At 34.8% G+C, this 22,948-nt stretch carries 19 protein-coding genes and 1 tRNA gene; 11 read left to right on the forward strand and 9 right to left on the reverse strand.

The window, feature by feature from the left end:
- Window positions 1-227: 227 nt before the first annotated feature.
- From LNP22_RS17125 to LNP22_RS17145, 5 genes are all read right to left on the reverse strand, one after another.
- Window positions 228-1,028: a TatD family hydrolase gene (locus LNP22_RS17125; protein ID WP_229974540.1), complete on the reverse strand. Its 801-nt coding sequence runs from the start codon at window positions 1,026-1,028 to the stop codon at window positions 228-230.
- 507 nt (window positions 1,029-1,535) lie between these two features.
- The gene (locus LNP22_RS17130) at window positions 1,536-2,408 is read right to left on the reverse strand and encodes a phosphatase domain-containing protein (RefSeq protein WP_229974541.1); all 873 of its coding nucleotides are present in this window, start codon (window positions 2,406-2,408) and stop codon (window positions 1,536-1,538) included.
- A 1-nt stretch (window position 2,409) separates the two neighbouring features.
- The gene (locus LNP22_RS17135) at window positions 2,410-3,426 is read right to left on the reverse strand and encodes a T4 RnlA family RNA ligase (RefSeq protein WP_229974542.1); all 1,017 of its coding nucleotides are present in this window, start codon (window positions 3,424-3,426) and stop codon (window positions 2,410-2,412) included.
- Window positions 3,427-3,937: 511 nt separating this feature from the next.
- Window positions 3,938-6,178, reverse strand: coding sequence for a hypothetical protein (locus LNP22_RS17140; RefSeq protein ID WP_229974543.1), 2,241 nt, complete (start codon window positions 6,176-6,178; stop codon window positions 3,938-3,940).
- A gap of 245 nt (window positions 6,179-6,423) precedes the next feature.
- Window positions 6,424-6,541, reverse strand: a tRNA-OTHER gene (locus tag LNP22_RS17145).
- A 195-nt stretch (window positions 6,542-6,736) separates the two neighbouring features.
- Between LNP22_RS17145 and LNP22_RS17150 the strand changes: the two genes are divergently transcribed.
- The 8 genes from LNP22_RS17150 to LNP22_RS17185 all read left to right on the forward strand — a co-directional run bounded on the left by LNP22_RS17150 (window position 6,737) and on the right by LNP22_RS17185 (window position 16,695).
- Window positions 6,737-7,348: an HD domain-containing protein gene (locus LNP22_RS17150; RefSeq protein WP_319616483.1), complete on the forward strand. Its 612-nt coding sequence runs from the start codon at window positions 6,737-6,739 to the stop codon at window positions 7,346-7,348.
- Window positions 7,349-7,452: 104 nt separating this feature from the next.
- A complete protein-coding gene (locus LNP22_RS17155) occupies window positions 7,453-8,466 on the forward strand; it encodes a helix-turn-helix transcriptional regulator (protein ID WP_229974545.1) in 1,014 nt (337 codons plus the stop codon).
- A 243-nt stretch (window positions 8,467-8,709) separates the two neighbouring features.
- The gene (locus tag LNP22_RS17160) at window positions 8,710-9,174 is read left to right on the forward strand and encodes a MarR family winged helix-turn-helix transcriptional regulator (protein WP_229974546.1); all 465 of its coding nucleotides are present in this window, start codon (window positions 8,710-8,712) and stop codon (window positions 9,172-9,174) included.
- Between the two features lie 135 nt (window positions 9,175-9,309).
- The gene (locus LNP22_RS17165; protein ID WP_229974547.1) at window positions 9,310-11,700 is read left to right on the forward strand and encodes a 3-hydroxyacyl-CoA dehydrogenase/enoyl-CoA hydratase family protein; all 2,391 of its coding nucleotides are present in this window, start codon (window positions 9,310-9,312) and stop codon (window positions 11,698-11,700) included.
- A 30-nt stretch (window positions 11,701-11,730) separates the two neighbouring features.
- Window positions 11,731-12,111: a four helix bundle protein gene (locus LNP22_RS17170; RefSeq protein WP_229974548.1), complete on the forward strand. Its 381-nt coding sequence runs from the start codon at window positions 11,731-11,733 to the stop codon at window positions 12,109-12,111.
- Window positions 12,112-12,143: 32 nt separating this feature from the next.
- Window positions 12,144-13,325, forward strand: coding sequence for a thiolase family protein (locus tag LNP22_RS17175; RefSeq protein ID WP_194615768.1), 1,182 nt, complete (start codon window positions 12,144-12,146; stop codon window positions 13,323-13,325).
- Between the two features lie 154 nt (window positions 13,326-13,479).
- Window positions 13,480-15,285 (forward strand): acyl-CoA dehydrogenase family protein, encoded by a 1,806-nt coding sequence (locus tag LNP22_RS17180; protein WP_229974549.1) that lies wholly within the window; start codon window positions 13,480-13,482, stop codon window positions 15,283-15,285.
- 315 nt (window positions 15,286-15,600) lie between these two features.
- A complete protein-coding gene (locus LNP22_RS17185) occupies window positions 15,601-16,695 on the forward strand; it encodes a glycoside hydrolase family 18 protein (protein WP_229974550.1) in 1,095 nt (364 codons plus the stop codon).
- 84 nt (window positions 16,696-16,779) lie between these two features.
- Here LNP22_RS17185 and LNP22_RS17190 read toward each other — a convergent pair whose 3' ends face one another.
- Together LNP22_RS17190 and LNP22_RS17195 are read right to left on the reverse strand one after the other, a co-directional pair.
- Window positions 16,780-17,301, reverse strand: a complete 522-nt coding sequence (locus LNP22_RS17190; protein WP_229974551.1) for a DUF4251 domain-containing protein — start codon at window positions 17,299-17,301, stop codon at window positions 16,780-16,782.
- Window positions 17,302-17,348: 47 nt separating this feature from the next.
- The gene (locus LNP22_RS17195; protein ID WP_229974552.1) at window positions 17,349-17,786 is read right to left on the reverse strand and encodes an META domain-containing protein; all 438 of its coding nucleotides are present in this window, start codon (window positions 17,784-17,786) and stop codon (window positions 17,349-17,351) included.
- A gap of 197 nt (window positions 17,787-17,983) precedes the next feature.
- Between LNP22_RS17195 and LNP22_RS17200 the strand changes: the two genes are divergently transcribed.
- From LNP22_RS17200 to LNP22_RS17210, 3 genes are all read left to right on the forward strand, one after another.
- The gene (locus LNP22_RS17200) at window positions 17,984-18,511 is read left to right on the forward strand and encodes a superoxide dismutase family protein (protein WP_229974553.1); all 528 of its coding nucleotides are present in this window, start codon (window positions 17,984-17,986) and stop codon (window positions 18,509-18,511) included.
- A gap of 23 nt (window positions 18,512-18,534) precedes the next feature.
- Window positions 18,535-19,104 carry a YdeI/OmpD-associated family protein gene (locus LNP22_RS17205; RefSeq protein ID WP_229974554.1) on the forward strand — a complete coding sequence of 190 codons (570 nt, stop codon included), beginning with the start codon at window positions 18,535-18,537 and terminating at the stop codon, window positions 19,102-19,104.
- Between the two features lie 135 nt (window positions 19,105-19,239).
- A complete protein-coding gene (locus LNP22_RS17210) occupies window positions 19,240-20,442 on the forward strand; it encodes an LETM1-related biofilm-associated protein (protein WP_229974555.1) in 1,203 nt (400 codons plus the stop codon).
- A gap of 32 nt (window positions 20,443-20,474) precedes the next feature.
- Here LNP22_RS17210 and can read toward each other — a convergent pair whose 3' ends face one another.
- On the reverse strand, window positions 20,475-21,113 hold the full coding sequence (can, locus tag LNP22_RS17215) for a carbonate dehydratase (RefSeq protein ID WP_210666325.1): 639 nt from the start codon (window positions 21,111-21,113) through the stop codon (window positions 20,475-20,477).
- 125 nt (window positions 21,114-21,238) lie between these two features.
- On the reverse strand, window positions 21,239-22,888 hold the full coding sequence (locus tag LNP22_RS17220) for a SulP family inorganic anion transporter (RefSeq protein WP_229974556.1): 1,650 nt from the start codon (window positions 22,886-22,888) through the stop codon (window positions 21,239-21,241).
- Between the last annotated feature and the right edge of the window lie 60 nt (window positions 22,889-22,948).

The following is a 22,948-nucleotide window of genomic DNA, read 5'->3' on the forward strand; positions in this document are numbered from 1 at the left end:
AACGTTTAGGTCTTACTACCTAAAGTTTTAGGTTGGGAACCTAAACGTTTAGGTTCAGAGGGTAAAACTTTACCCTAGGAACCTAAAAACTTCATGACAGAACCTAAACGTTTGGGTACAGGACCTAAAACTTTGATCAAAAGACCCAAAAACTGCATCAAAACACCTAAATGCGTTTTATCCTCTGCACCTTTGCCGCTTTGAACCTTTGCACCATCCCCTTATACCTAAATTACAAAAAATGCCTTCGCATTCTGTGTGGTTTCTTCTGCCACTTTGCTTAGAGGAATCCCTTTAAACTGCGCCACAGTTCCCGCTACAAAAGGCAGAAAAGCGGGTTCGCATCTGCGCTCGTGGTATTTTTTGAGTAGACTGTTCGGCACATTTTTCGGAAGCATAAACGGCGCATCGGTTTCGATCATCATTCGGTCTAGCGGAACGTATTGCACCACTTCTTTTAAATGGCCAAAACGTTTACTATCGGATATTGCTCCTGTAAAACCAAGATAGAATCCGTTATCGAGATAGATTTTGGCTTCCTCCAAACTTCCTGTAAAACAATGCACAGCAGCTTTTGGTAATTGCGGCAAATAGTCTTTTGTAATGCCGATAAACTTTGCAAAAGCAGCTCTTTCGTGCAAAAACAATGGTTTCTGCACTTCGATCGCCAATGCTAATTGGGCTTTATAACATTCTTCTTGTTTGTTTCTGGGCGAAAAATCACGGTCAAAATCGAGTCCGCACTCGCCTACTGAAACCACATGTTTTTGCAGCAATAAATTCTTTAGTTTCAGAATACTCTGGCTATCAAAACTCTTTGCATCATGCGGGTGTATTCCCGCCGTGGCATACAATACGCCCGGGTATTGCTTGGCTATTCTTGACGATTCTTCGCTGTTTCTGACGCTTGTTCCCGTAAGGATCATTTTTGCAACATCGGCATCTTGTGCGTCTTGCACGATATCGTCTGTATCATTTTGGAATTGTTTATTCGTTAGGTTGATTCCTATATCTATGTATGTATTCATTTTTTTTTAAGTTACAAAGGCTCAAAGGTTCTCTCTTTGAGCTTTTTTAGTTACAAAGACTCAAAGGTTCAGAGGTTCTCTCTTAGAGTCTTTTTTTTATTATTATTATTTATTATTATTATTATTATTATTATTATTATTTATTATTATTATTATTTATTATTATTTATTATTATTTATTATTATTTATTATTATTTATTATTATTTATTATTATTTATTATTATTTATTATTATTTATTATTATTTATTATTATTTATTATTATTTATTATTATTATTATTATTATTATTATTATTATTATTATTATTATTATTATTATTATTATTATTATTTATTGTCACGAGGACACAGCATTGCAAAGTTTTTAATAGTAAAGCAAACCTTTGAACCTTTGCTCCTCTGCACCTTTGAACCTCTATTTAAGTCACGAGGACACAGCGTTACAAAGTTTATATAGTAAAGCAAACCTCAGAGCCTTTGCTACTCTGCCCCTTTGGACCTCTATTTAAAAATCCCCATAATACACCTGGAAGCAAGGCAATTTTAAGTCATTTCGCCAAGTATCTACCACCTGATTTCTATCGTCTAACACAAATTCTACAAAATAATGCTCTTTGATGGCATCGTTGTAGATTTCGGTTTTAATGATCGAATCTTTACGGCTGTCCTTTGTTTTTCGCATGATTAGCTCGTCAAATTCTATCTCGTGTTGTGCTAGAAAACGCAATGTTGGTTCTTTGTATCGGTCTTCTCTTCCTGACACCAAGAGTATTTTGTACCCCAATTTTTTGTAATTCTTCAAGACGTTGGCAACCGGAGTATTGATCAAATCTTGGTCGCATGTACTGGCATCAAACGGATTTCTGCCATTCATCAAGGCCAACGTTCCGTCAAGATCGCAAATAATGGCTTTAGGAAGTGTTGGGTTTTGTGGGGCGTATTCTGGAGAATCTTTAAAGAACTGACGGTGCATCTTACGAATAACTTTTTCTCCAACAGGCTTTTTTCTCAACCCATCTCTTTCTATACAAACTGCCACATCTGTATTTACCTCCATCACTTCTACCGTAACCTTTTCATCGTATTTTGCATTGTATTCCTGCACCAATTGCGATATTCGTCTTAGATTTGTTTCAGACAAATTGGTATCATCTACCACGATACTTTTACCTTCTTCTAGAGATTTTACGATCAAGATATCACGTACCTTTTTGACAAATTTTTCGTTACTAGAACTCGTGATTCCGTTATCAAACATAGTACGCAAATCGTCTCTGTTGATTCGTTTGTATATTTCAGGATTTTCTGCTACTATATTTTTTGCCATGGTCGATTTTCCGCTTCCAGGTAATCCTCTCATCAAAATAACTTTTCTCATCTTATTCTTCTCTTTTATTAAACGGTTTTTCAAATTTTGGCCGAATCATCTTCCAGATAATCATTGCATAATCTCTATTGTTAAGCATCGCAAACAATACTGCAGGATGCTTGCAAGTCATAAAATATAGGGCAGTTTCTTTACGTGATTCCAACACTTTAAAATCCTTTTTACATTGATTTTCTATTACCGAATATTTATTTTCTAAATCGCTTTTGGTTTGTTTTACCCAATCGAAGAATTCATCAGGAACACGGTCCAGAATTTCCTCCATTGGTTGATTGGTTTGTAGATATTCCCAGATATTCAAATTAGAAACCTGAGTAATAATCCGGTGCAAACGAAGATAATCTTCAAATTTTATTTTTACTCTGAAATTGTTCGAATATTTAATGATAAAACCCTCTTTATTGTTGCTGTTCATTTGTTTTAAAGAAACAATATCATTGATTCCGTCGTATCGTTCTACCAAAGGAAAACCAATATCTTCGAGCGGAAACTCTTCACCAGATTTGATATCGATAATCGCAAGTAACACCAATTCTTCGGCTGCACCGTAATCTAAAACAATACGGTTTTCGGGATAAATAATTTCGAACAAATAGGTTTTATTTTTATCCAAAAGCGACCAAGTGTTTTTGTATTTTCCGTACAGCATTTCATTTGCTCTATCCGACTGATCGCTGGCAAAAGAGCCTCGGCTGGCTATAAAAGGAACATCTTCGATCCAATACAAAATTCCTAGCGAACCATCCATTTTATCATAGACTTCAAAAGTAACTTTAGGCAGCACTTGATTTTCCATTTCACCCAAATTGAAAAACTTAGGAAATGGTCTGGCAATCACATTCTCTTTTTCATCTAAAATTAAACCCCTACAACTTAAAGTTACATCATTCCAAACTCTTTCAAATTGAGCATTTTGGGTATAATTATAAATGTATAAATCATGTTCAGGATGTTTGTTTACCCTTACGTAATTTTTTGCAATCATTTCTTTTAAAAGCGTTGTATTCATTAGTTCTTATCTTTCAACAAAGATTCAAAATTCTGTACGCAATTATTTTGCGTAGTTACTTTTTTATTTATTGGATGGTACATTTAGTAAACCAATAGCTAGCAGTTGCAAAGTTTTCAAGCCACAGATTAAAAGCATTAAAATGATTTTTTCCTTATTGAATGTCATTTCGAGGTACGAGAAATCTTCGCAAGTAACTCCGTAACGAAAATCCAATCTTTGTACCGCTTCTCACGGAGATTTCTCCTTCGTCGAAATGACAAACTTTACGATTAATTATTACTTTAATAGAACTTTGCTCCGATAGCAACGCTTTTTTTGACACAAACTTCCAAAGCATTAAAATGATTTTTTTACTTATCGAATGTCATTTCGAGGTACGAGAAATCTTCGCAAGGAACTCCGTAACGAAAATCTAATCTTTAGAAATTCTCGAGGAGATTCTTCATTGCTCTTGATGAGAATTGAAACACAAAAACCACGAACTCAATTAAGAATCCGTGGTCTAAAATTAATCTATTAATAATTGTGTAACAACCGCAGGATTCATGGCCCATTGTGCAGTATATACCTCATCGGCGGTTTCATTTTCGGTAATGGTTAAACCTTGTGCTTCTGCTTTTAGTTGTAACAAATTACCAATATTTAATTTACTGCTCAATTTTGCCAACAATGCCTGAACTCCTTTACTATCTAAACCTTGCACGACCTGGCCTCCAAAAGTCATCTCTAACCAAACGATTTCTCTTTTAGCTACATCAAGAACTCCAAAAACCAAACCTTTGGCAACATTTTGTGTCACACGAACCTGATGATCAACGCATGACGGATCGTAGGCAACACCAGTTTTTTCAGAGATTCTCATCGGATGTTTGCTATTCATCCATCCTACAACAAGATTTGGCGAGATACTTCCGTTGCTATACGCATTGCAAGTAAAAGTCACAAATTTTGCTTTGGCTTTCGCTAAATCATCGATGTTGATGTTGATATATTCTGCGGTTCCAATTTTACTCGGAATGCTTCTAATATCACCACTATGTTTACAACCAACAGTTTCCAATCGGCTATAAGAGCATATATCTGTACTGTTTTCGTATGCAATATGACAGCTTAAATCCATATCCAAATGTTGGGCTGGCAAATCTTTACCCCACTGCATGAACAATCGCACTTCATTACCTTCAATAGGGAAACGAGTTCCCATTAATGCAACCGGTAAGTCCTGAACTGTCTCGCTTCTATCGCCAATCGAAACGGGGATATTGTACAACTGAGGATCGATATAGATAGTTTTGTTTGTGTTTGTAATGGCAGCAAATCTTTTCTTCATAGCCAAAAGACACAAATCCTCAACCTGCTTTTTCATTGCTTCCAATTGATAATTTTCGTACAATTTTAACAACGCATTTGGGTTTACTCGTTTGTTGGTTCCACCCAACGGTTTCACACTTCTCTGCATGTTTGGATCAAAATAATTTTGAGCATACATATTTAAAGTAAACACCAATCTCGCTGGCACTTTGTCAATAATTTCAGAAAAATGTGCTACAGACTCGTCTGCACCAAACCAAAGCATGTTGGAGAATAACGAACGTGCAAACAATCCTGGACGCTGTTTTAACAAAGCAAATGTTTTATCGGCATCAAACTTCAAGCGTGACGTGTTTACTTTACTTTGCCAAACATCATACACCTGATTGTAAAATACATCCATTAAGAAAGACAATTTTTCAAAGCCTTTTCTTTTACTGTATTCTGCCAAACGCAAGGCTCGGATAAAACGAACCCACATACCTCTTTTTGGATGCATGATTTCGCACATCGTTTCAACTTCCATATCCAAATTATTCAACCAAGTTGCCACCATCAAACATTCTTTTCTTGAATATTTAAGTTTTAAATCTTTTTGAGCTGCAATTTTTGCTTTCGCACTCGCATCCATAAATTCATAAAAATGTGTCTCGTTTTTGGCCGTTCTTTTGATGATCGTTTTTGGCTCGATAATTTGCAATAATCCAGTATTCTTAAACCACAAATATCTCAAGATATCGGTTGGCGTTTTAAAATACTGAGCCGCATTTTCGGCTTGACCTTGTTCAATTAAAACATCAATCACCAACATCAACGTCTCTTTGATGGCGATATCTGTTTTTGGCAAAGGCAAGTATTTCAAGGACGTTTTTAAACTTTCTACTTGCGTAGCGTCTAAAGCCGTTTTGGATTGCAACAACGACTTATAGAAGTCTTCTAACTGGTTTTCTGTCCATAAATCCAATACTTTTAACTTGCTTCCTTGTCCGAAGTTTTCGATTTCACCAAATTCAAATGGAGTTCCGCAAAAAGGGCATCCATTGTATCTTTCTAAAGGAAAAGTACGATCTGGTATGATGTGTCCGCATTGCAAAGTTGTTCCGCTTTTTACATTCAAAACATTCCAAAAGAATGTTAGTATATGATCCAAAAGAGATTCTCCCGTCGGAATATTCCATTCTTTTACCAAAGGCGTCCAGTTTTTATCCGTTCCTAAAACTTCTTTTAAAACATCTAAAACCTCAACTTTATAATTTGGGTTTACATTATTTAAAGCGTGCAATAAAGCTTCGGAAAATGTAAATCCGAGTTTTGAAACATTGGCCACTAAAACCGATGTTGTTCCTGATAAATTTTTAATATCATTAGCAATCATTTCTGATGGAACGAAAATGGCATTCTGACGCAAACTGATTTTTAATAATTCTTTTGTTTTCATTTTTTTTAATTTTTAAAATTTAGATAATGGTGTTTCTGGTTCTACCTAAAAGATTTGAAGTAAGAAACACTTGACCTTAAATTTGACGATAATTGATTAACTGATTCAAAGTGACAGTTTGGTGGGTTTCCCCAAAATTAAGTTAATCTTGACCCTCATTTTTTATTAATGATGATTTTAAAACTCGCCGGACTCGAACCGGAAATACCAATTTTCTGAAGTAAGTTTTAATTGACCATTAATTGTGGAGCAGGTGGGATTCGAACCCACGACCTGGACGTTAAAAGTGTAAGAAGTAAGTTTTGATTGACCTTTTGAGGATAATTTCAAAACTACCTGCTCTAACCGCTGAGCTACTGCCCCATTTAAATTGTATTAACCGATAATGGTATAAGTGTGTACGTGGAAAGTTTTCGAAGTAACTCATACTTGACCTTGTTAACACAATTCTTATTTCAATGAACTTGTTTTTATTTCTTGAGCAAAGATTTCAGAACTACTACGCAGTTATTTTGCGCAGCAAAAAAAGAATACTATATTTGAGTAAAAAAGAATATGATGGTAAAGGAAATTTATACCGATTTACTTTTGAATATTGGTTTTGATGAAAATAAAATCCAACAAAAATGGTTGGATTTAGAAAAGGTATATTCAGTTAAATCAAGACATTACCACAACCTGACGCATCTTGAGGATATGATTGTTAGTTTTGAAACGTATCGCGATCAAATTCAAAATCCTAATGAAATAATATTTGCTATTTTTTATCACGATTACATTTATAAAAGCAGTAAAAAAGACAACGAACTCAAAAGTGCCGAATATGCGTTGTCAATTTTACCTGAAAATACAAAGCTGGACAAACAATTGGTTTTTGATACGATTTGTGCTACGCAATTGCATCAACATCATCAAATTGAGGATATTAATTGGCTAATCGATTTTGATTTGAAGATTCTCGCCCGAGACTGGAACGAGTATCAAATGTATTTTGAACAGATCAGGAAAGAATACCGCATCTATCCTGATTTTCTTTATAAGCCCGGAAGAGCAAAGGCGCTACAACATTTTCTGGAGAATGAATTTATTTTTCAGACCGAAGAATTCAGGAAGTTATATGAAGAAAAAGCGAGAAGAAATATTGAAAAGGAGATTTCCTTATTAACGTAAATGCGTGAGGGATTGCAGTGGAAATCCTTTTGCTTTTTTCTTTAAAAAGCAAAAGATTGTAACGAAAAGCCCGACCCGTAGGGACACGCCCAAAAAAAAAGACTATGTCACAAAACAAAAATGCCTTAATTCGTTACAAAACGATAGACAAATGTTTGCAGAATAAATACCGACAATGGACTTTGGAGGATTTGATCGAATGTTGTTCTGAAGCTTTGTTTGAATATGAAGGTCGGGACAACCCGATTAGCAAACGCACGATTCAGATGGATATTCAGTTGATGCGAAGTGAAAAGCTGGGCTATAATGCGCCCATTGTTGTGTATGATAAAAAGTATTACAAATATGAGGATGACGATTTCTCGATCACTGATATTCCTCTTACAGAAACCGATATGAATGTGTTGACCGAGACGGTTGCGATGCTGAAACAGTTTAAAGATTTCTCTTTATTTAATGATGTATCGGATATCTTACAACGTTTGGAGGATAAAATCTATTCTGAAAAATCGCATACCAAACCCGTTATTTACCTCGATAAAAACGATAATCTAAAAGGGTTGCATTATCTGGACGAAATTTATCAGGCGATTATCAAGAAGGTAGTTTTGGTGATCACGTACAAATCTTTTAAGTCACGAGACGAAAGCAAGTTTAATTTTCATCCCTTTATTTTGAAAGAATTTAACAATCGCTGGTTTTTGGTTGGAAAGAAAAAGGGTTCGCAACCGATTACCAACTTGGCTCTAGATCGTATCATAAAAGTCGATTATGATTTTAACCTACCTTATATAGAAGAAAATTTTGATGCCGAATTGTATTATAAAAATGTGGTGGGTGTTACGGTAAATTCAGGTTTAAGACCCGCAAGAATTGAACTTTGGATTGATCCCGAAAATGCTCCTTATGTGCTCACAAAACCTTTGCACAATACGCAAAGACTGATTCAGCAAAATGAAGATGGAAGTATTATTATTCATTTATTTATCATTCCGAATTATGAAATGGAACGTCTTTTATTGGGTTTTGGTGGTGGAATTGAAATTATTAGGCCCGAGAATCTGAGAAATCGCATGAAAAAAATTCTTCAAAAAGCAATTACTCGATATGAGTTGTAATTTTTGGCAACGAAGAAAGGATTTTTTTACAGAAAGAAGAATTAAAACGTGATTTTGAATCAAAAAGTAATTTTAGGCTTGCTTACATTATCAAAATCTCAAAAAAGAATAGTATATTTCACTTAAAAAACAACCCTAAAACACTCTATTCCAGAGTTATTTTTTAATTAACCAAAAAAATATCGTAAAATTATATGCATGCATAGTATTTTTTGATTATATTTGAAATCGATATAGTTACCTATGAAAGACAAAACAATAGATTATATTTTGAGAGCTACCTGGCAGGCTGTTTCAAGAATGTATAATGAAGAAGCTGCAAAGTACGACGCTACAATGGCCACTGGATTTGCGCTATTAAGCATCGACAAAGAAGAAGGAACTCCTTCGACAGCTTTAGGGCCAAGAATGGGAATGGAAGCCACAAGCCTCACCAGAACATTAAAATCTATGGAAGACAAAGGTTTGATTGTTCGCAAAAAAAACCCCACAGACGGGCGAGGTGTTTTGATCTACCTGACCGAATTTGGAAAAGAAAAAAGAGATTTATCAAAAAATACTGTACTGAAATTTAATGAAACCGTGAGAAAACATGTTTCGGATGAAAGCCTACAGCATTTTATTGAAGTTTCGGAAATCATCAACGAATTAATTCAAGACAAAAACATATTTAATCAAACAGAAAAACTGGAAAATGAACAGCCTTAATTCCTTAACGGGAATGGCAAAATCAAATTCTAACTAAAAACAAATAATAACAAATTATGAAATCGCCACTTTTATTTTTTTGAATAATAAAAAAGCGATAACCTATTTGACCTTCAAAAAACAAAATTAACAAATATGAAACGCACAATTAAAAAAGTTGCTGTAATCGGATCCGGAATTATGGGTTCAGGAATAGCTTGTCATTTTGCCAACATTGGTGTTGAGGTTTTACTGCTTGACATCGTACCACGCGAGTTGACAGAAGCCGAAGCTAAAAAAGGATTAACACTTGAAAGTAAAGCAGTTCGCAACCGTTTGGTAAACGAACACTTGGCGAATTCATTGAAATCGAAACCCTCTCCTATTTACAGTCAAAAATTTGCAAGTCGAATTACCACTGGAAATACGACTGATGACATGGCAAAAATTGCTACTGTTGACTGGATTATTGAGGTAGTTGTGGAGCGTTTGGATATCAAAAAATTGGTATTTGAGCAAATCGAGAAATTCCGTAAACCGGGAACTTTGGTTACTTCGAACACTTCTGGTATTCCAATTCATTTTATGAGCGAAGGAAGAAGCGAAGATTTTCAGCAACATTTCTGCGGCACACACTTTTTTAACCCTGCGCGTTACTTAAAATTATTCGAAATCATTCCTGGTCCAAAAACTTCAACAGAGGTACTGGATTTCCTAAACGAATACGGATCTAAATTTTTAGGAAAAACTTCAGTTGTAGCCAAAGATACTCCTGCGTTTATTGGAAACAGAATTGGTATTTACGGTATTCAAAGTTTATTCCATTTAGTGAAAGAAATGGGACTGACAATTGAAGAAGTTGATAAATTAACTGGTCCTGTAATTGGTCGTCCAAAATCGGCTACTTTCCGTACGGTTGACGTGGTTGGTTTGGATACTTTGGTACACGTTGCCAATGGTATTTATGAAAACTGCCCTAACGACGAACAACACGAATTGTTTAAACTTCCGGATTTCGTCAACAAAATGATGGAAAACAATTGGCTTGGAAGCAAAACTGGACAAGGTTTCTACAAAAAAGTAGACAAAGACATTCTTTCTCTAGACTTAGATACTTTAGAATATCGTGCTGCAAAAAAAGCAAATTTTGCTACACTTGAATTGACAAAAACGATCGATAAACCTATCAACCGTTTTAAAGTTTTGGTAAAAGGAAAAGACAAAGCGGGAGAATTCTACCGCAAGAGTTTCGCCGGAATGTTTGCGTATGTATCTAATAGAATTCCTGAAATCTCAGACGAATTATACAAAATTGATGATGCGATGAAAGCTGGTTTTGGATGGGAAAATGGTCCATTCGAAATTTGGGACGCTATTGGTGTTGCCAACGGAATCGAAATCATGAAAGCAGAAGGTTTAGCACCAGCTGCATGGGTTACTGAAATGTTGGCTTCTGGGAGCGAAAGTTTCTACTCTGTAAAAGAAGGAGCAACTTATTTCTACAATATTCCAACAAAATCTCAAACGAAAGTTCCAGGACAAGATGCATTCATTATTCTGAACAACATCCGCGAAAGCAAAAAAGTTTGGAGCAATAGCGGTGCAATTATTCAGGATTTAGGAGATGGAATTTTGAACTTAGAATTCCAATCTAAAATGAATACTATTGGTGGCGATGTTCTTCAAGCGATCAATAAAGCAATCGACCTATCGGAGAAAGAATACCAAGGTTTAGTTATTGGAAACCAAGCAGCAAATTTCTCTGTTGGAGCCAATATCGGAATGATTTTTATGATGGCAGTTGAGCAAGAATATGACGAATTGAACATGGCAATCAAAATGTTCCAGGACACGATGATGCGCGTTCGTTATTCTTCTATTCCAGTTGTAGTTGCTCCTCACGGAATGACTTTTGGAGGTGGATGCGAAATGAGTTTACACGCTGATAAAGTAGTGGCTGCCGCAGAAACTTACATGGGATTAGTTGAATTTGGTGTTGGTGTACTTCCTGGTGGTGGCGGATCTAAAGAAATGGCGTTGAGAGCATCTGATTTATTCCGTAAAAACGATGTCGAATTGAATGTTCTTCAGGAATATTTCTTAACAATTGCAATGGCAAAAGTATCTACTTCAGGATACGAAGCTTTTGATACAGGACTTTTGCAACATGGTAAAGATATTATCGTGGTAAATAAAGACCGTCAGATCGCTGAAGCAAAAAAACATGCTTTGTTAATGGCAGAAGCAGGCTATACACAACCTATCAGAAGAACTGATGTTAAGGTTTTAGGGAAACAAGCATTAGGGATGTTCTTAGTGGGAACCGATCAAATGGAAGCTGGAAAATACATCTCTGAGCATGATAAAAAAATCGCTAACAAACTGGCTTACGTAATGGCTGGTGGTGATTTATCTGAAGCAACTTTAGTATCTGAACAATATTTATTAGATATCGAACGTGAAGCTTTCTTATCTCTTTGTACTGAGCGTAAGACTTTAGAGAGAATTCAATATATGTTAACTAAAGGAAAACCTTTAAGAAACTAGTATCAAGTAATAAGAATTAAGTATTAAGAGATGCACCAATTTGAAAAATTAAAAATTTGGCAAAAAGCAATGGATATTGCAGTTCATGTTTACGAAATATCCTTATTGTTACCCAATGACGAAAAATTCAATTTAATTCATCAAATTAAAAAATGTGCCGTTTCAATTCCTTCAAATATTGCTGAAGGATCTGGAAGAAATTCAGATAAAGAATTTATGCATTTTCTAGGAATTGCAAATGGTTCCACTTTTGAATTAATAACGCAATTAATACTTGCCAAAAGACTTAAACTTGTTCATGAAGATGTAGTTCAACCTACTATTAATCAATTAGTAGAGGTTTCAAATATGAATTTTTCATTTCAGAGATCATTAAAAGATAAAATCAACACAAATATTGGAAAATCTTAATACTTAATTCTCCAATCTTAATACAATCATTTATGAAAACAGCATATATAGTAAAAGCTTATCGTACAGCGGTAGGAAAAGCACCAAAAGGGGTTTTTAGATTTAAAAGACCTGATGAATTGGCTGCAGAAACCATTCAGTTTATGATGGATGAACTGCCTGATTTTGACAAAAAACGTATCGATGACGTAATGGTAGGAAATGCCATGCCGGAAGCAGAACAGGGACTTAACGTTGGACGTTTGATCTCTTTGATGGGATTAAAAGTAGAAGATGTTCCTGGTGTAACCGTAAACCGTTATTGTGCATCCGGACTAGAAACTATCGGAATGGCAACTGCTAAAATCCAATCAGGAATGGCAGATTGTATCATTGCTGGTGGTGCAGAAAGTATGAGTTTTATTCCGATGGGAGGTTACAAACCAACTCCAGATTATAAAGTAGCGGCTGCAGGTCACGAAGATTACTACTGGGGAATGGGTTTAACTGCAGAAGCCGTTGCCAACCAATATAAAATTTCGAGAGAAGATCAAGATGAGTTTGCTTATAACTCTCACATGAAAGCCTTGAAAGCACAAGCAGAAGGAAAATTCGATAAACAAATCGTTCCTATTACAGTAGAACAGACTTTCATCAATGAAAATGGTAAAAAAGAAACTAAATCTTACGTTGTAAAACAAGACGAAGGCCCAAGAGCAGGAACATCTGTTGCTGCCTTATCTGGACTAAGACCTGTTTTTGCAGCTGATGGAAGCGTTACAGCAGGTAACTCCTCACAAATGAGTGATGGTGCTGCCTTTGTCTTAATCATGAGTGAGGACATGGTTAAAGAATTAAACCTGGAACCAATTGCTAGATTAGTAAATTTTGCTTCTTCTGGTGTTGAGCCAAGAATTATGGGTATCGGGCCAGTAAAAGCGATTCCGAAAGCATTAAAACAAGCAGGTTTAGAGTTGAAAGATATTGACTTAGTCGAATTGAATGAGGCTTTTGCTTCTCAATCTTTGGCTGTAATTCGTGAGTTAGGATTAAATCCGGATATCGTAAACGTAAACGGAGGAGCAATCGCTTTAGGACATCCACTAGGTTGTACAGGGGCAAAACTTTCTGTTCAATTATTCGACGAAATGAAACGCAGAGGGAACAAATACGGAATCGTGAGTATGTGTGTTGGAACCGGACAAGGAAGCGCAGGGATTTACGAGGTACTATAGATAAAGCATTCTTTCTTATTCGTCATTGCGAGGAACGAAGCAACCTCGCTAACAATAACGCAAAGTTTTATTTTGCAATGTGATTGCTTCGTTCCTCGCAATGACAAGATTAGGGAATAAAATCATAAATAAAAAACATACAAAAACAAAAGCAATGGCAGATACAATCGAAAAAAACGTAACCCGTGGTGGTCAGTTTTTAGTTAAAGAAACAAAGTGCGAAGATATCTTTACACCAGAAGATTTTTCGGAAGAGCAATTAATGATGCGTGACTCTGTAAAAGAGTTCGTTGACAAAGAATTATGGGCGCACAAAGATCGTTTTGAAAAGAAAGATTATGCGTATACAGAATCATCTATGCGTAAAGCGGGTGAATTAGGACTTTTGGGAGTTGCAGTTCCTGAAGAATACGGCGGATTAGGAATGGGATTCGTATCGACAATGTTAGTTTGTGATTACATTTCTGGTGCAACAGGTTCTTTCTCAACTGCTTTTGGAGCACATACCGGAATTGGTACTATGCCAATTACCCTTTATGGTTCTGAAGAGCAAAAGAAAAAATACGTTCCTAAATTGGCTTCTGGCGAATGGTTTGGAGCATATTGCTTGACTGAGCCAGGTGCAGGATCTGATGCCAACTCTGGAAAAACAAAAGCGGTTTTGTCTGAAGATGGAACACATTATAAAATTACAGGTCAAAAAATGTGGATTTCGAATGCAGGTTTCTGTAGCCTTTTCATCGTTTTTGCGCGTATTGGTGATGATAAAAATATTACTGGTTTTATCGTAGAAAACGATCCGTCAAACGGAATTTCTATGAATGAAGAAGAGCATAAATTAGGAATCCGTGCTTCTTCTACGCGTCAGGTTTTCTTTAATGATACTAAAGTTCCTGTAGAAAACATGTTGTCTGAAAGAGGAAACGGTTTCAAAATTGCAATGAATGCTTTGAACGTTGGTCGTATCAAATTGGCTGCCGCTTGTCTGGACGCACAACGTAGAGTAACTTCAGGAGCAGTAAAATATTCAAACGAAAGAATTCAGTTTAATACAGCAATTTCAAGTTTTGGTGCTATTCGTTCAAAATTAGCCGAAATGGCAACAAACTGTTACGCAGGTGAAAGTGCCTCTTACAGAGCTGCAAAAGATATCGAAGACAGAATTGCTGCTCGTGAAGCAGAAGGATCTACACATCAGGAAGCTGAATTAAAAGGTGTTGAAGAATATGCTATAGAATGTTCTATTTTGAAAGTAGCCGTTTCTGAAGATGTTCAGAACTGTGCCGATGAAGGAATTCAGGTTTTTGGCGGAATGGGCTTCTCTGAAGATACACCGATGGAAAGTGCCTGGAGAGATGCTCGTATCGCTCGTATCTACGAAGGAACAAACGAAATCAACAGAATGCTTTCTGTAGGAATGCTGATCAAAAAAGCAATGAAAGGTCATGTTGATCTACTAGGACCAGCTATGAAAGTTCAGGAAGAATTGATGGGAATTCCTTCTTTTGACACTCCGGATTTATCTGAATTATTTGCTGAAGAAAAAGGAATACTTGCTAATCTGAAAAAAGTTTTCTTGATGGTTGCCGGAAGTGCTGTACAAAAATACGGACCAGATTTAGATTCTCACCAACAGTTATTAATGGCTGCTTCAGACATCTTGATCGAAATCTATATGGCTGAAAGTACTATTTTAAGAACCGAGAAATTGGCCAAAAAAGAAGGTGAAGCTAAAGTACAAGAGCAAATTGCTATGGCAAAATTATACTTATACAAAGCTGTAGATATCGTAAACTCTAAAGGAAAAGAAGGAATTATTTCTTTTGCTGAAGGTGACGAGCAACGTATGATGCTAATGGGATTAAAACGTTTTACAAAATACACAAACAATCCAAATGTTGTAGCTTTAAGAGAGGTTATTACATCTAAATTAGTGGCAGAAAACGAATACTGCTTCTAATATAAAAATAGTTTTTAGCTTTTAATTTTGTTTAAACCCGCACTTGTCCGAAACAGTGCGGGTTTATTTTTTACCAATATAAGTTGTATCAATTCATTTAAAAAAATACTGACTTTTTACCTAATATACCTTTTGTTATTTTTTATTTCAACCTTTACGTTTATAAAATTTCGTTTACAACACGCTACATATATTATCTTAGATAATACCATTTCACAAATCTTTATTAAAATTGATTTTCTGTTGCATATTCTATAGTAAATTTTTACTTCTAATGTTTTATCTTTAGCATTTCAAAAAACTAAAAGCTTAAAAATGAAACAAATTCACCTACTCGCCTTCTTTTTATTGTGTTTGTATACCACAAATACTTTTGCACAAAAAAACAAAAAACTGGACATTATCGCCTATTATACGGGTGATGACAAACTCATTGATGATTATGAAGTTTCTCAAATCGACCAAATCATTTTTAGCTTTTGTCATTTAAAAGAAGGGAAATTAAATGTAGATTCTGCCAAAGATTCAACAACTATACAACATTTGGTTGCCCTAAAAGCAAAAAATCCACAACTAAAAATTGTACTTTCTCTTGGAGGTTGGGGTGGTTGCGAGCCTTGTTCTGCCGCTTTTTCTACAGCAGAAGGAAGATTCACTTTTGCAAAATCTGTAAAACAAGTAAGTGATTATTTTAAAGTAGATGGGCTGGACCTCGACTGGGAATATCCAACGATAGAAGGGCTTCCGGGACATTTATACCAAGCAGTTGACAAAACCAACTTTACTGAGTTAATAAAAATTTTGCGCTCTACACTAGGCAAAAAATACGAACTGAGTTTTGCAGCCGGAGGTTTTCAAAAATATTTAGATGAATCTGTCGAGTGGAAAAAAATAATGCCTTTGGTCAATCGTGTCAATATTATGAGTTATGATTTAGTAAATGGATATTCAAAAGTTACGGGACATCATACGCCATTATTTAGTACGAATACAAAGGAAGAGTCGGTTGATAAAGCCGTTTCCTATTTATTAAAATTAGGTATTCCTTCTGAAAAATTAGTTATTGGAGGTGCTTTTTACACAAGAACATGGAAAAATGTTGCCAATATAAATAACGGTTTATACCAAGCAGGAGAACATGTTGAAGGTGTAAATTATAAAAATTTTGCCACTACCTATACCGAATCAAATGGCTGGAAATATTTCTGGGATGACAAAGCAAAGGCACCTTATTGGTACAATGAAAGTACCAAAACATTTGCAACCGGAGATGATATTCGTTCTGTGAAAGCAAAAACAGAATATGCAAAAACTAAAAAATTAGGTGGAATTATGTTTTGGGAACTCACATTAGATGTTACGCAAAATGGCTTACTAAATGCTATTTACGAAGTAAAAAAACAGAATTAGAGAATTCAAAAAAACAGAAAGTGCAGTTGTTTTAATTGCTCTTTCTGTTTTTAATAATTTAACTTTCAATAATTAAATTGCTTATTATTTTAATTCATTTGCCTTGGATGCTCTAATGTTTCCATCGTAAGAAATAGGAGCTCTTTTATTACTATTGATAGAGACTGTGGTTCCTCCTTCAAAATAAATCATTAAAAAAATAGTGTAAACATCTTCTTTTCCTTTTACCGAAGTTTTGACTTCGTAATGTTTTTTCTTTTTTTCAATTTTTAAATTCTCAGGTTTTCCTTCAAATTTAATTCCGCCATCATTAGAACCATATCCTACATTAAAAGCACGTCCAAAAAAGGGTAAATCACACTTGATTTTATCCTCTGTAAACTTCAAAAAATAAGTATTGAAATCAATTATGATAGTTCGAAAACCTTGTGGCAAAACTCTCTCTGCATCAAAAACAAAATTTTTATTTTCGATTAATGCTTCAATTTCCTTTTCTTTTTTTAGCTTCTCTTGTGCTTTCAATTCTTTTTTGGGCATTTTTTGGGCATGAACTTGAGTATTCAAAAAACAAACTAATAGTAGTAAAATTGATATTTTAGATTTCATAAACAAAAATTTAAAAGTTCTACATCTATAATTTAAAGAAGGGATATTTACTTTTTCTCAAATCGCATCATGGCAATATCACCAGAAATAAAAGTCAATACCTTACCATCCTCAGTAATATCATAACTGGTTATTTTTTGTAAGGTATTCATATAAACCTGTTCGCCTTGTCCGTCTACACACATCATTTTGGTACTTATCATCGGATGTTCACTAAAATTTATTTTATGTCCCTCTACAGCCAGTTTTCCTGTGTAGGAATTACAACTATTATTGCCTGAAACCTGACTTTCTTTTACATTAAAAGTAATGATAGGTTTTTTGTTTGGATACAAACCATCAAAAGCTATTCTTGGTCCTGTGATGTAATTCAATTCCCAACTTCCATCGAGTTTTGCAACTGCATCACCTTTTTTACATTTGAAAATACTACAAGAAGCTAAAACAACTCCCAAAAAAACTAAAGTTAAAACTTTCTTTATCATGATATTAGTGATTAAATTAAAAAAATGAAGAGCTCATTTCAAAATCACGTACTAATTTACATATAAATTATGAGTTCCTATCTCAAAGCAATCTTAATTTATATGGCTAGTTTGAGATTTATTTAACTTTTTACGGCCAAGTTTGTCGGCATTTTAGACTAAATTTACTTAATTATTTAACTTTAAAAGCCTCTCAAATGAAAAAGATACTAATTTCTTTAGCTATAATTACTGCAATATTTATTGGATGTAAGACTAATACAAAATCAGCAGACAGTAAAACTTTGACCATTACCCTCGAGCCAAAAAGCAATAGTACCGTAACAGGAACAGCTACTTTTACAGAAAAAAACGGAAAAGTAACTTTTGTAGCCAAAATGGCCGGTTTAGAACCGGGTGTTCATGCAATACACATTCACGAAAAATCTGATTGTACTGCTGCAGACGGAAGTTCTGCGGGAGGACACTGGAATCCAACCTTTAAAAAACATGGAAAATGGGGAGTTGGAGAATATCACAAAGGCGATATTGGTAACTTTACAGCTGATGCAAAAGGTAACGGAACCATTACCATGACCACAGACGAATGGTCAATTGGCGGAGATGACGAAACCAAAAACATTTTAGGAAAAGGTTTGATTGTACATCAGGGAGCAGATGATTTTACCTCGCAACCAGCAGGTAATGCTGGCGCAAGAGTTGCTTGTTCGGGGATTATTAAATAATTTTTTAATAGAAAATCTCTTTTGTGGAACATCCAGAGCCTCTATATTTTAAAAATGCAGATGAATGGCGAGAATGGTTGCATGAGAACCATGCGAGTTCAAAAGGTATTCATTTAATTTTTTATAAAGTGAGTAGCATCAGCGAAAGCATGCGCTGGGAAGAAGCCGTTCAGGTAGCCCTTTGTTATGGATGGATCGACTCTACTGTTCGTAAAATAGACGAAGACTGCAGAAAACAATTTTTTTCGCCCAGAAAAGACAAAAGTGTTTGGAGTAAACTGAACAAAACTTATATTGAGAAACTGATAGAGAACGATTTGATGCATCAAAGTGGTTTGGCAAAAATTGCGGTCGCCAAACAAAATGGTTCCTGGAATTCGCTGGATGCAGTTGAGGAGTTGCTATTGCCGGAAGATCTTCAATTAGCTTTTGAAGCTAATAAAATAGCCTTTGATAATTATCTGAATTTTAGTAAAACATACCGAAAAAGTTATTTGTACTGGCTCAATCAGGCTAAAAGAATGGATACCCGAAATAATAGAATTGCAGAAATTATTGCCCTTTGTGCGCAAAATAAAAAAGCAAGAGATTAATTTTAGATTTGAAAAAATCTCATTGAATACTTAAAAACAATGACCACTATTTTTAACAAAAATCAGTGGTTATTTAATTTTAAATCAATTTTAAAACCAGAAAAAGATATAGCTTTGTAATCTCAAATAAATGTAATGATTAACCCATCGGCTCCAGGTTGGATAGATAAGTTTTTTAGCGAACAAAAGATTTCAGAATTGATTCCTTTTGAGACTGCAGACACCTTCTATGATAAAGTAAGAGAAACTGGTTTTATCTACGGTCATATTATTGGTATAGACTCTCAGATACCAATTACAATAAAAGGGTGGTTTAAAACCGAAATCTCAAAAGCAGCTTTATTAAATACTCTTTATGGTGTCTTTTGCTTAGAAAAAAGAAATTCTGAGCCGAATAACTTTATTAGCGAAGTTTTAAAATTTTATAAAGAAATGAGTCCGGAAGGTTTTAATTTATTTAAAATTTTGCTTCCAAAAGATACTCCTTCCCTTTCTTTAGAAAATGTAATTGACCAAAGAGTTCAAACAAACGATAGTATCATTAGTAAAAACTTTTCTCATTTGGTTACCAATGCCTTGTTATTTATTGATGTTTTAGCTTTTAGACATTATCTGGAACACGGTGTTATTCAGGAAAAATATTTAAAAAGGATTGAAGAAACTGTTCTTGGCGTTGTAGGTTTGGCTTTAAGAACGAAAACCGTCAAATCGCAATATGATGATTTGCTGATCAAACTTTTTGAAGCCTCAATTCGTTATTCAAAATTTTCAAAAGTAACGGTTGATACACTAGAAACCTTAGAATTAGAATATTTCGGAAATAAATTAGAACAATATTATTTAATCGATATGGCTGGGATGGCCTTATGGAGCGATGGTATTGTAGAAAATGAAGAAGCATACTTTTTGTATTCTTTGGGTTCAAAACTTTCGGTTCCAGATGAGTTTGTGACCAAAAGCATCACAACGACCAACCATTTTATCACTACCCATAAAAAGAAGATTCCTTATTTTAATTACTCAAATCCTGTAAAACATTTTTACGATCAGATGACGCACAGTGTCGTAAAACTGATAACAAGAAATAAAAACAGACTAATAAAAGAGATTGTACAAAGTAAAGAATTGATGATTTTACTGGCCCATTCTACACATCGCGATCTTGATGCTAAAGAAAAGAAAAAAGTTAAAAAGCAAATTTTGGATATCTGCAAAACGATCCCGTCATTGACGATATTTTTACTTCCAGGCGGAGGATTATTATTGCCGATATTAATCAAGTTTATCCCTACGATGCTGCCCTCTGCATTCAACGAGAATTTAGACGAAAACGAATAAAAAAAATCGCCCTTGTGAGGCGATTTTACTTTTTATAAATTATTCAGTTGATAAACATCATCTAGTTCATCATTCGAACTAATATTTACTTCTAAGTCGGTTACAAAGCCCGAATTCAAACCGTAAACCCATCCGTGCAACATTAATTCCTGACCATTTTGCCAAGCTCCTTGTACAATAGATGTTTTGGCCAGATTGTATACTTGCTCTTTTGCATTGATTTCTACAAAGGCATTAAAACGCTCCGTTTCATCTTCAATAGCATTCAAATATTTATCATGCAAACGGTACTCGTCTTTAATATGGCGAATCCAGTTGTCGATAATTCCCACTGACATATTGCCCATAGCAGCTTTTACACCACCACAACCATAATGGCCACATACAATTACGTGTTTAACTTTTAGAACGTTTACAGCATAATCCAGGACGCTCAGCATATTCATGTCTGAATGCACAACCATGTTGGCAATGTTACGGTGAACAAAAACTTCTCCTGGTTTTGCACCAATAATTTCGTTTGCAGGAACACGACTGTCAGAACAACCAATCCATAACAATGGCGGCGTTTGTCCTTTGGCTAAATCTGCAAAATAATTGGGATCTAATGCTAATGATTTTTCTACCCACTCTTTATTGTTTTCTAATATTTGCTTATAAAAATCTTTCATTTTTTTAAATTTTTGGCTGGCATTTCTGTGTAATTAGGCTTATCAAAAAGAACGTTGTAACAAAGTTACTTAAAATTTTAATATCTCCTATTACCCAGAAAAACCATAAATTTATTTAACCTTTTTTAAAAATCTTCTTTACTATCTTTTTTTATTATTTGCCTTTTCGCTACATCATAATAATGCTCAATAGAGACGTGATTGTTTACTTCGGGCGTATTTTCTAATTTGTATGCCTTTTTAAATCCTTTTAATTTTACTTTGATGTTTTCATCAATAGCACGGGTTTCTTTAAACTCACGAATCAAATCCAGGACATCATGCGCGATATATTCTGTATCATGTGCATTGATGATTACTTTTGAATTTTGAGGAATCTCACTCAGCGTTTCTTTGATTGCTGCTTTATTCAAAAACGAAACCTCCTGTGCCAAATCGATATGAATGATATCTCCATCTTCATACTCTTCTTTTTTGAAACTGTAGGCTCTTTTTAGGTTTCCTCTCAAAACAAAAATAACGCTAATCACAATTCCTAATGCAACCCCTTTTAGCAAATCTGTCGCTACAACAAATACTAAAGTGGCAATAAATGGAATAAATTGATAAACTTTATCTTTTTTCCAAAAATGAATAACTGTAGAAGGCTTGGCTAATTTGTATCCAACCAAAATCAAAACAGTTGCTAAAGTTGCCAATGGAATTTTGTTTAGAATATTGGGAATCGCTAAAACACTTATCATCAAGAGCACGCCGTGAATAATTGTAGACATTTTAGATTTTGCCCCTGCACTATTATTTGCTGACGATCTTACTACAACCGATGTCATGGGTAAACCTCCTAATAATGAACTTAAAACATTTCCAATTCCTTGGGCTCTAAGCTCTACATTGGTATTGGTATATCGCTTTTGAATATCCATTCTATCTGCTGCCTCAATACATAATAACGTTTCGATAGAGGCTACAACGGCAATTGTTACTCCGGTAATCCAAACTCTACCTTGGGTAACCGCAGTAAAATCAGGAAGAATCAGGATAGATTTAAATTCATCAAAAGATTTTGGGACAGGTAAAGAAACCAGATGTTCTTTTGAAATAGCCAATGGACTTCCTGATGAAATAAAAATTTCATTCAAAATCACTCCAGCCAAAACCGCTATTAATGCGCCTGGAACTAGTTTTAATTTCTTTAAAAAAGAAACTTTATCCCAAGATATTAAAATAACAAAAGAAACTAGCGATATGACAACTGCTCCCAACTGAACATGATTGATTGCATCGAAAAGGAACGAAAACGTATTGGTTCCGTCATGCTGAATAAAAGCCTGATCACCTTCAAAATCTGCATCGTAACCAAAAGCGTGAGGCAATTGTTTTAAGATGATAATGATTCCGATACCGGCTAACATTCCTTCTATTACATTGGTCGGAAAATAATTTGAAATACTTCCTGCTTTTAAAAACCCTAACGCTAATTGAATTAGTCCTGCAATAAAAACAGACATCAAAAATACATCAAAAGCACCAAAACTTGTTATCGCAGTTAACACTATTGCTGTCAAACCAGCTGCAGGCCCGGAAACGCTAATGTGAGATTGGCTCAAATAGCCTACGACTATACCACCAATAACACCAGAAATAATACCTGAAAATAAAGGCGCTCCAGATGCCATTGCAATACCCAAACACAATGGAAGGGCCACTAAGAAAACTACTAAACCTGAAGCGAAATCAGATTTGAGATTGGCAAAAAGATTGATTTTTTTTGTCATAATACAATACTAAAAAATTATTTATAAAGGTACGAATCTATTTACATAAATGTGGATTCG

The sequence above is a fragment of the Flavobacterium flavipigmentatum genome (genome assembly GCF_020911905.1).
In the GTDB taxonomy this organism is placed as follows: domain Bacteria; phylum Bacteroidota; class Bacteroidia; order Flavobacteriales; family Flavobacteriaceae; genus Flavobacterium; species Flavobacterium flavipigmentatum.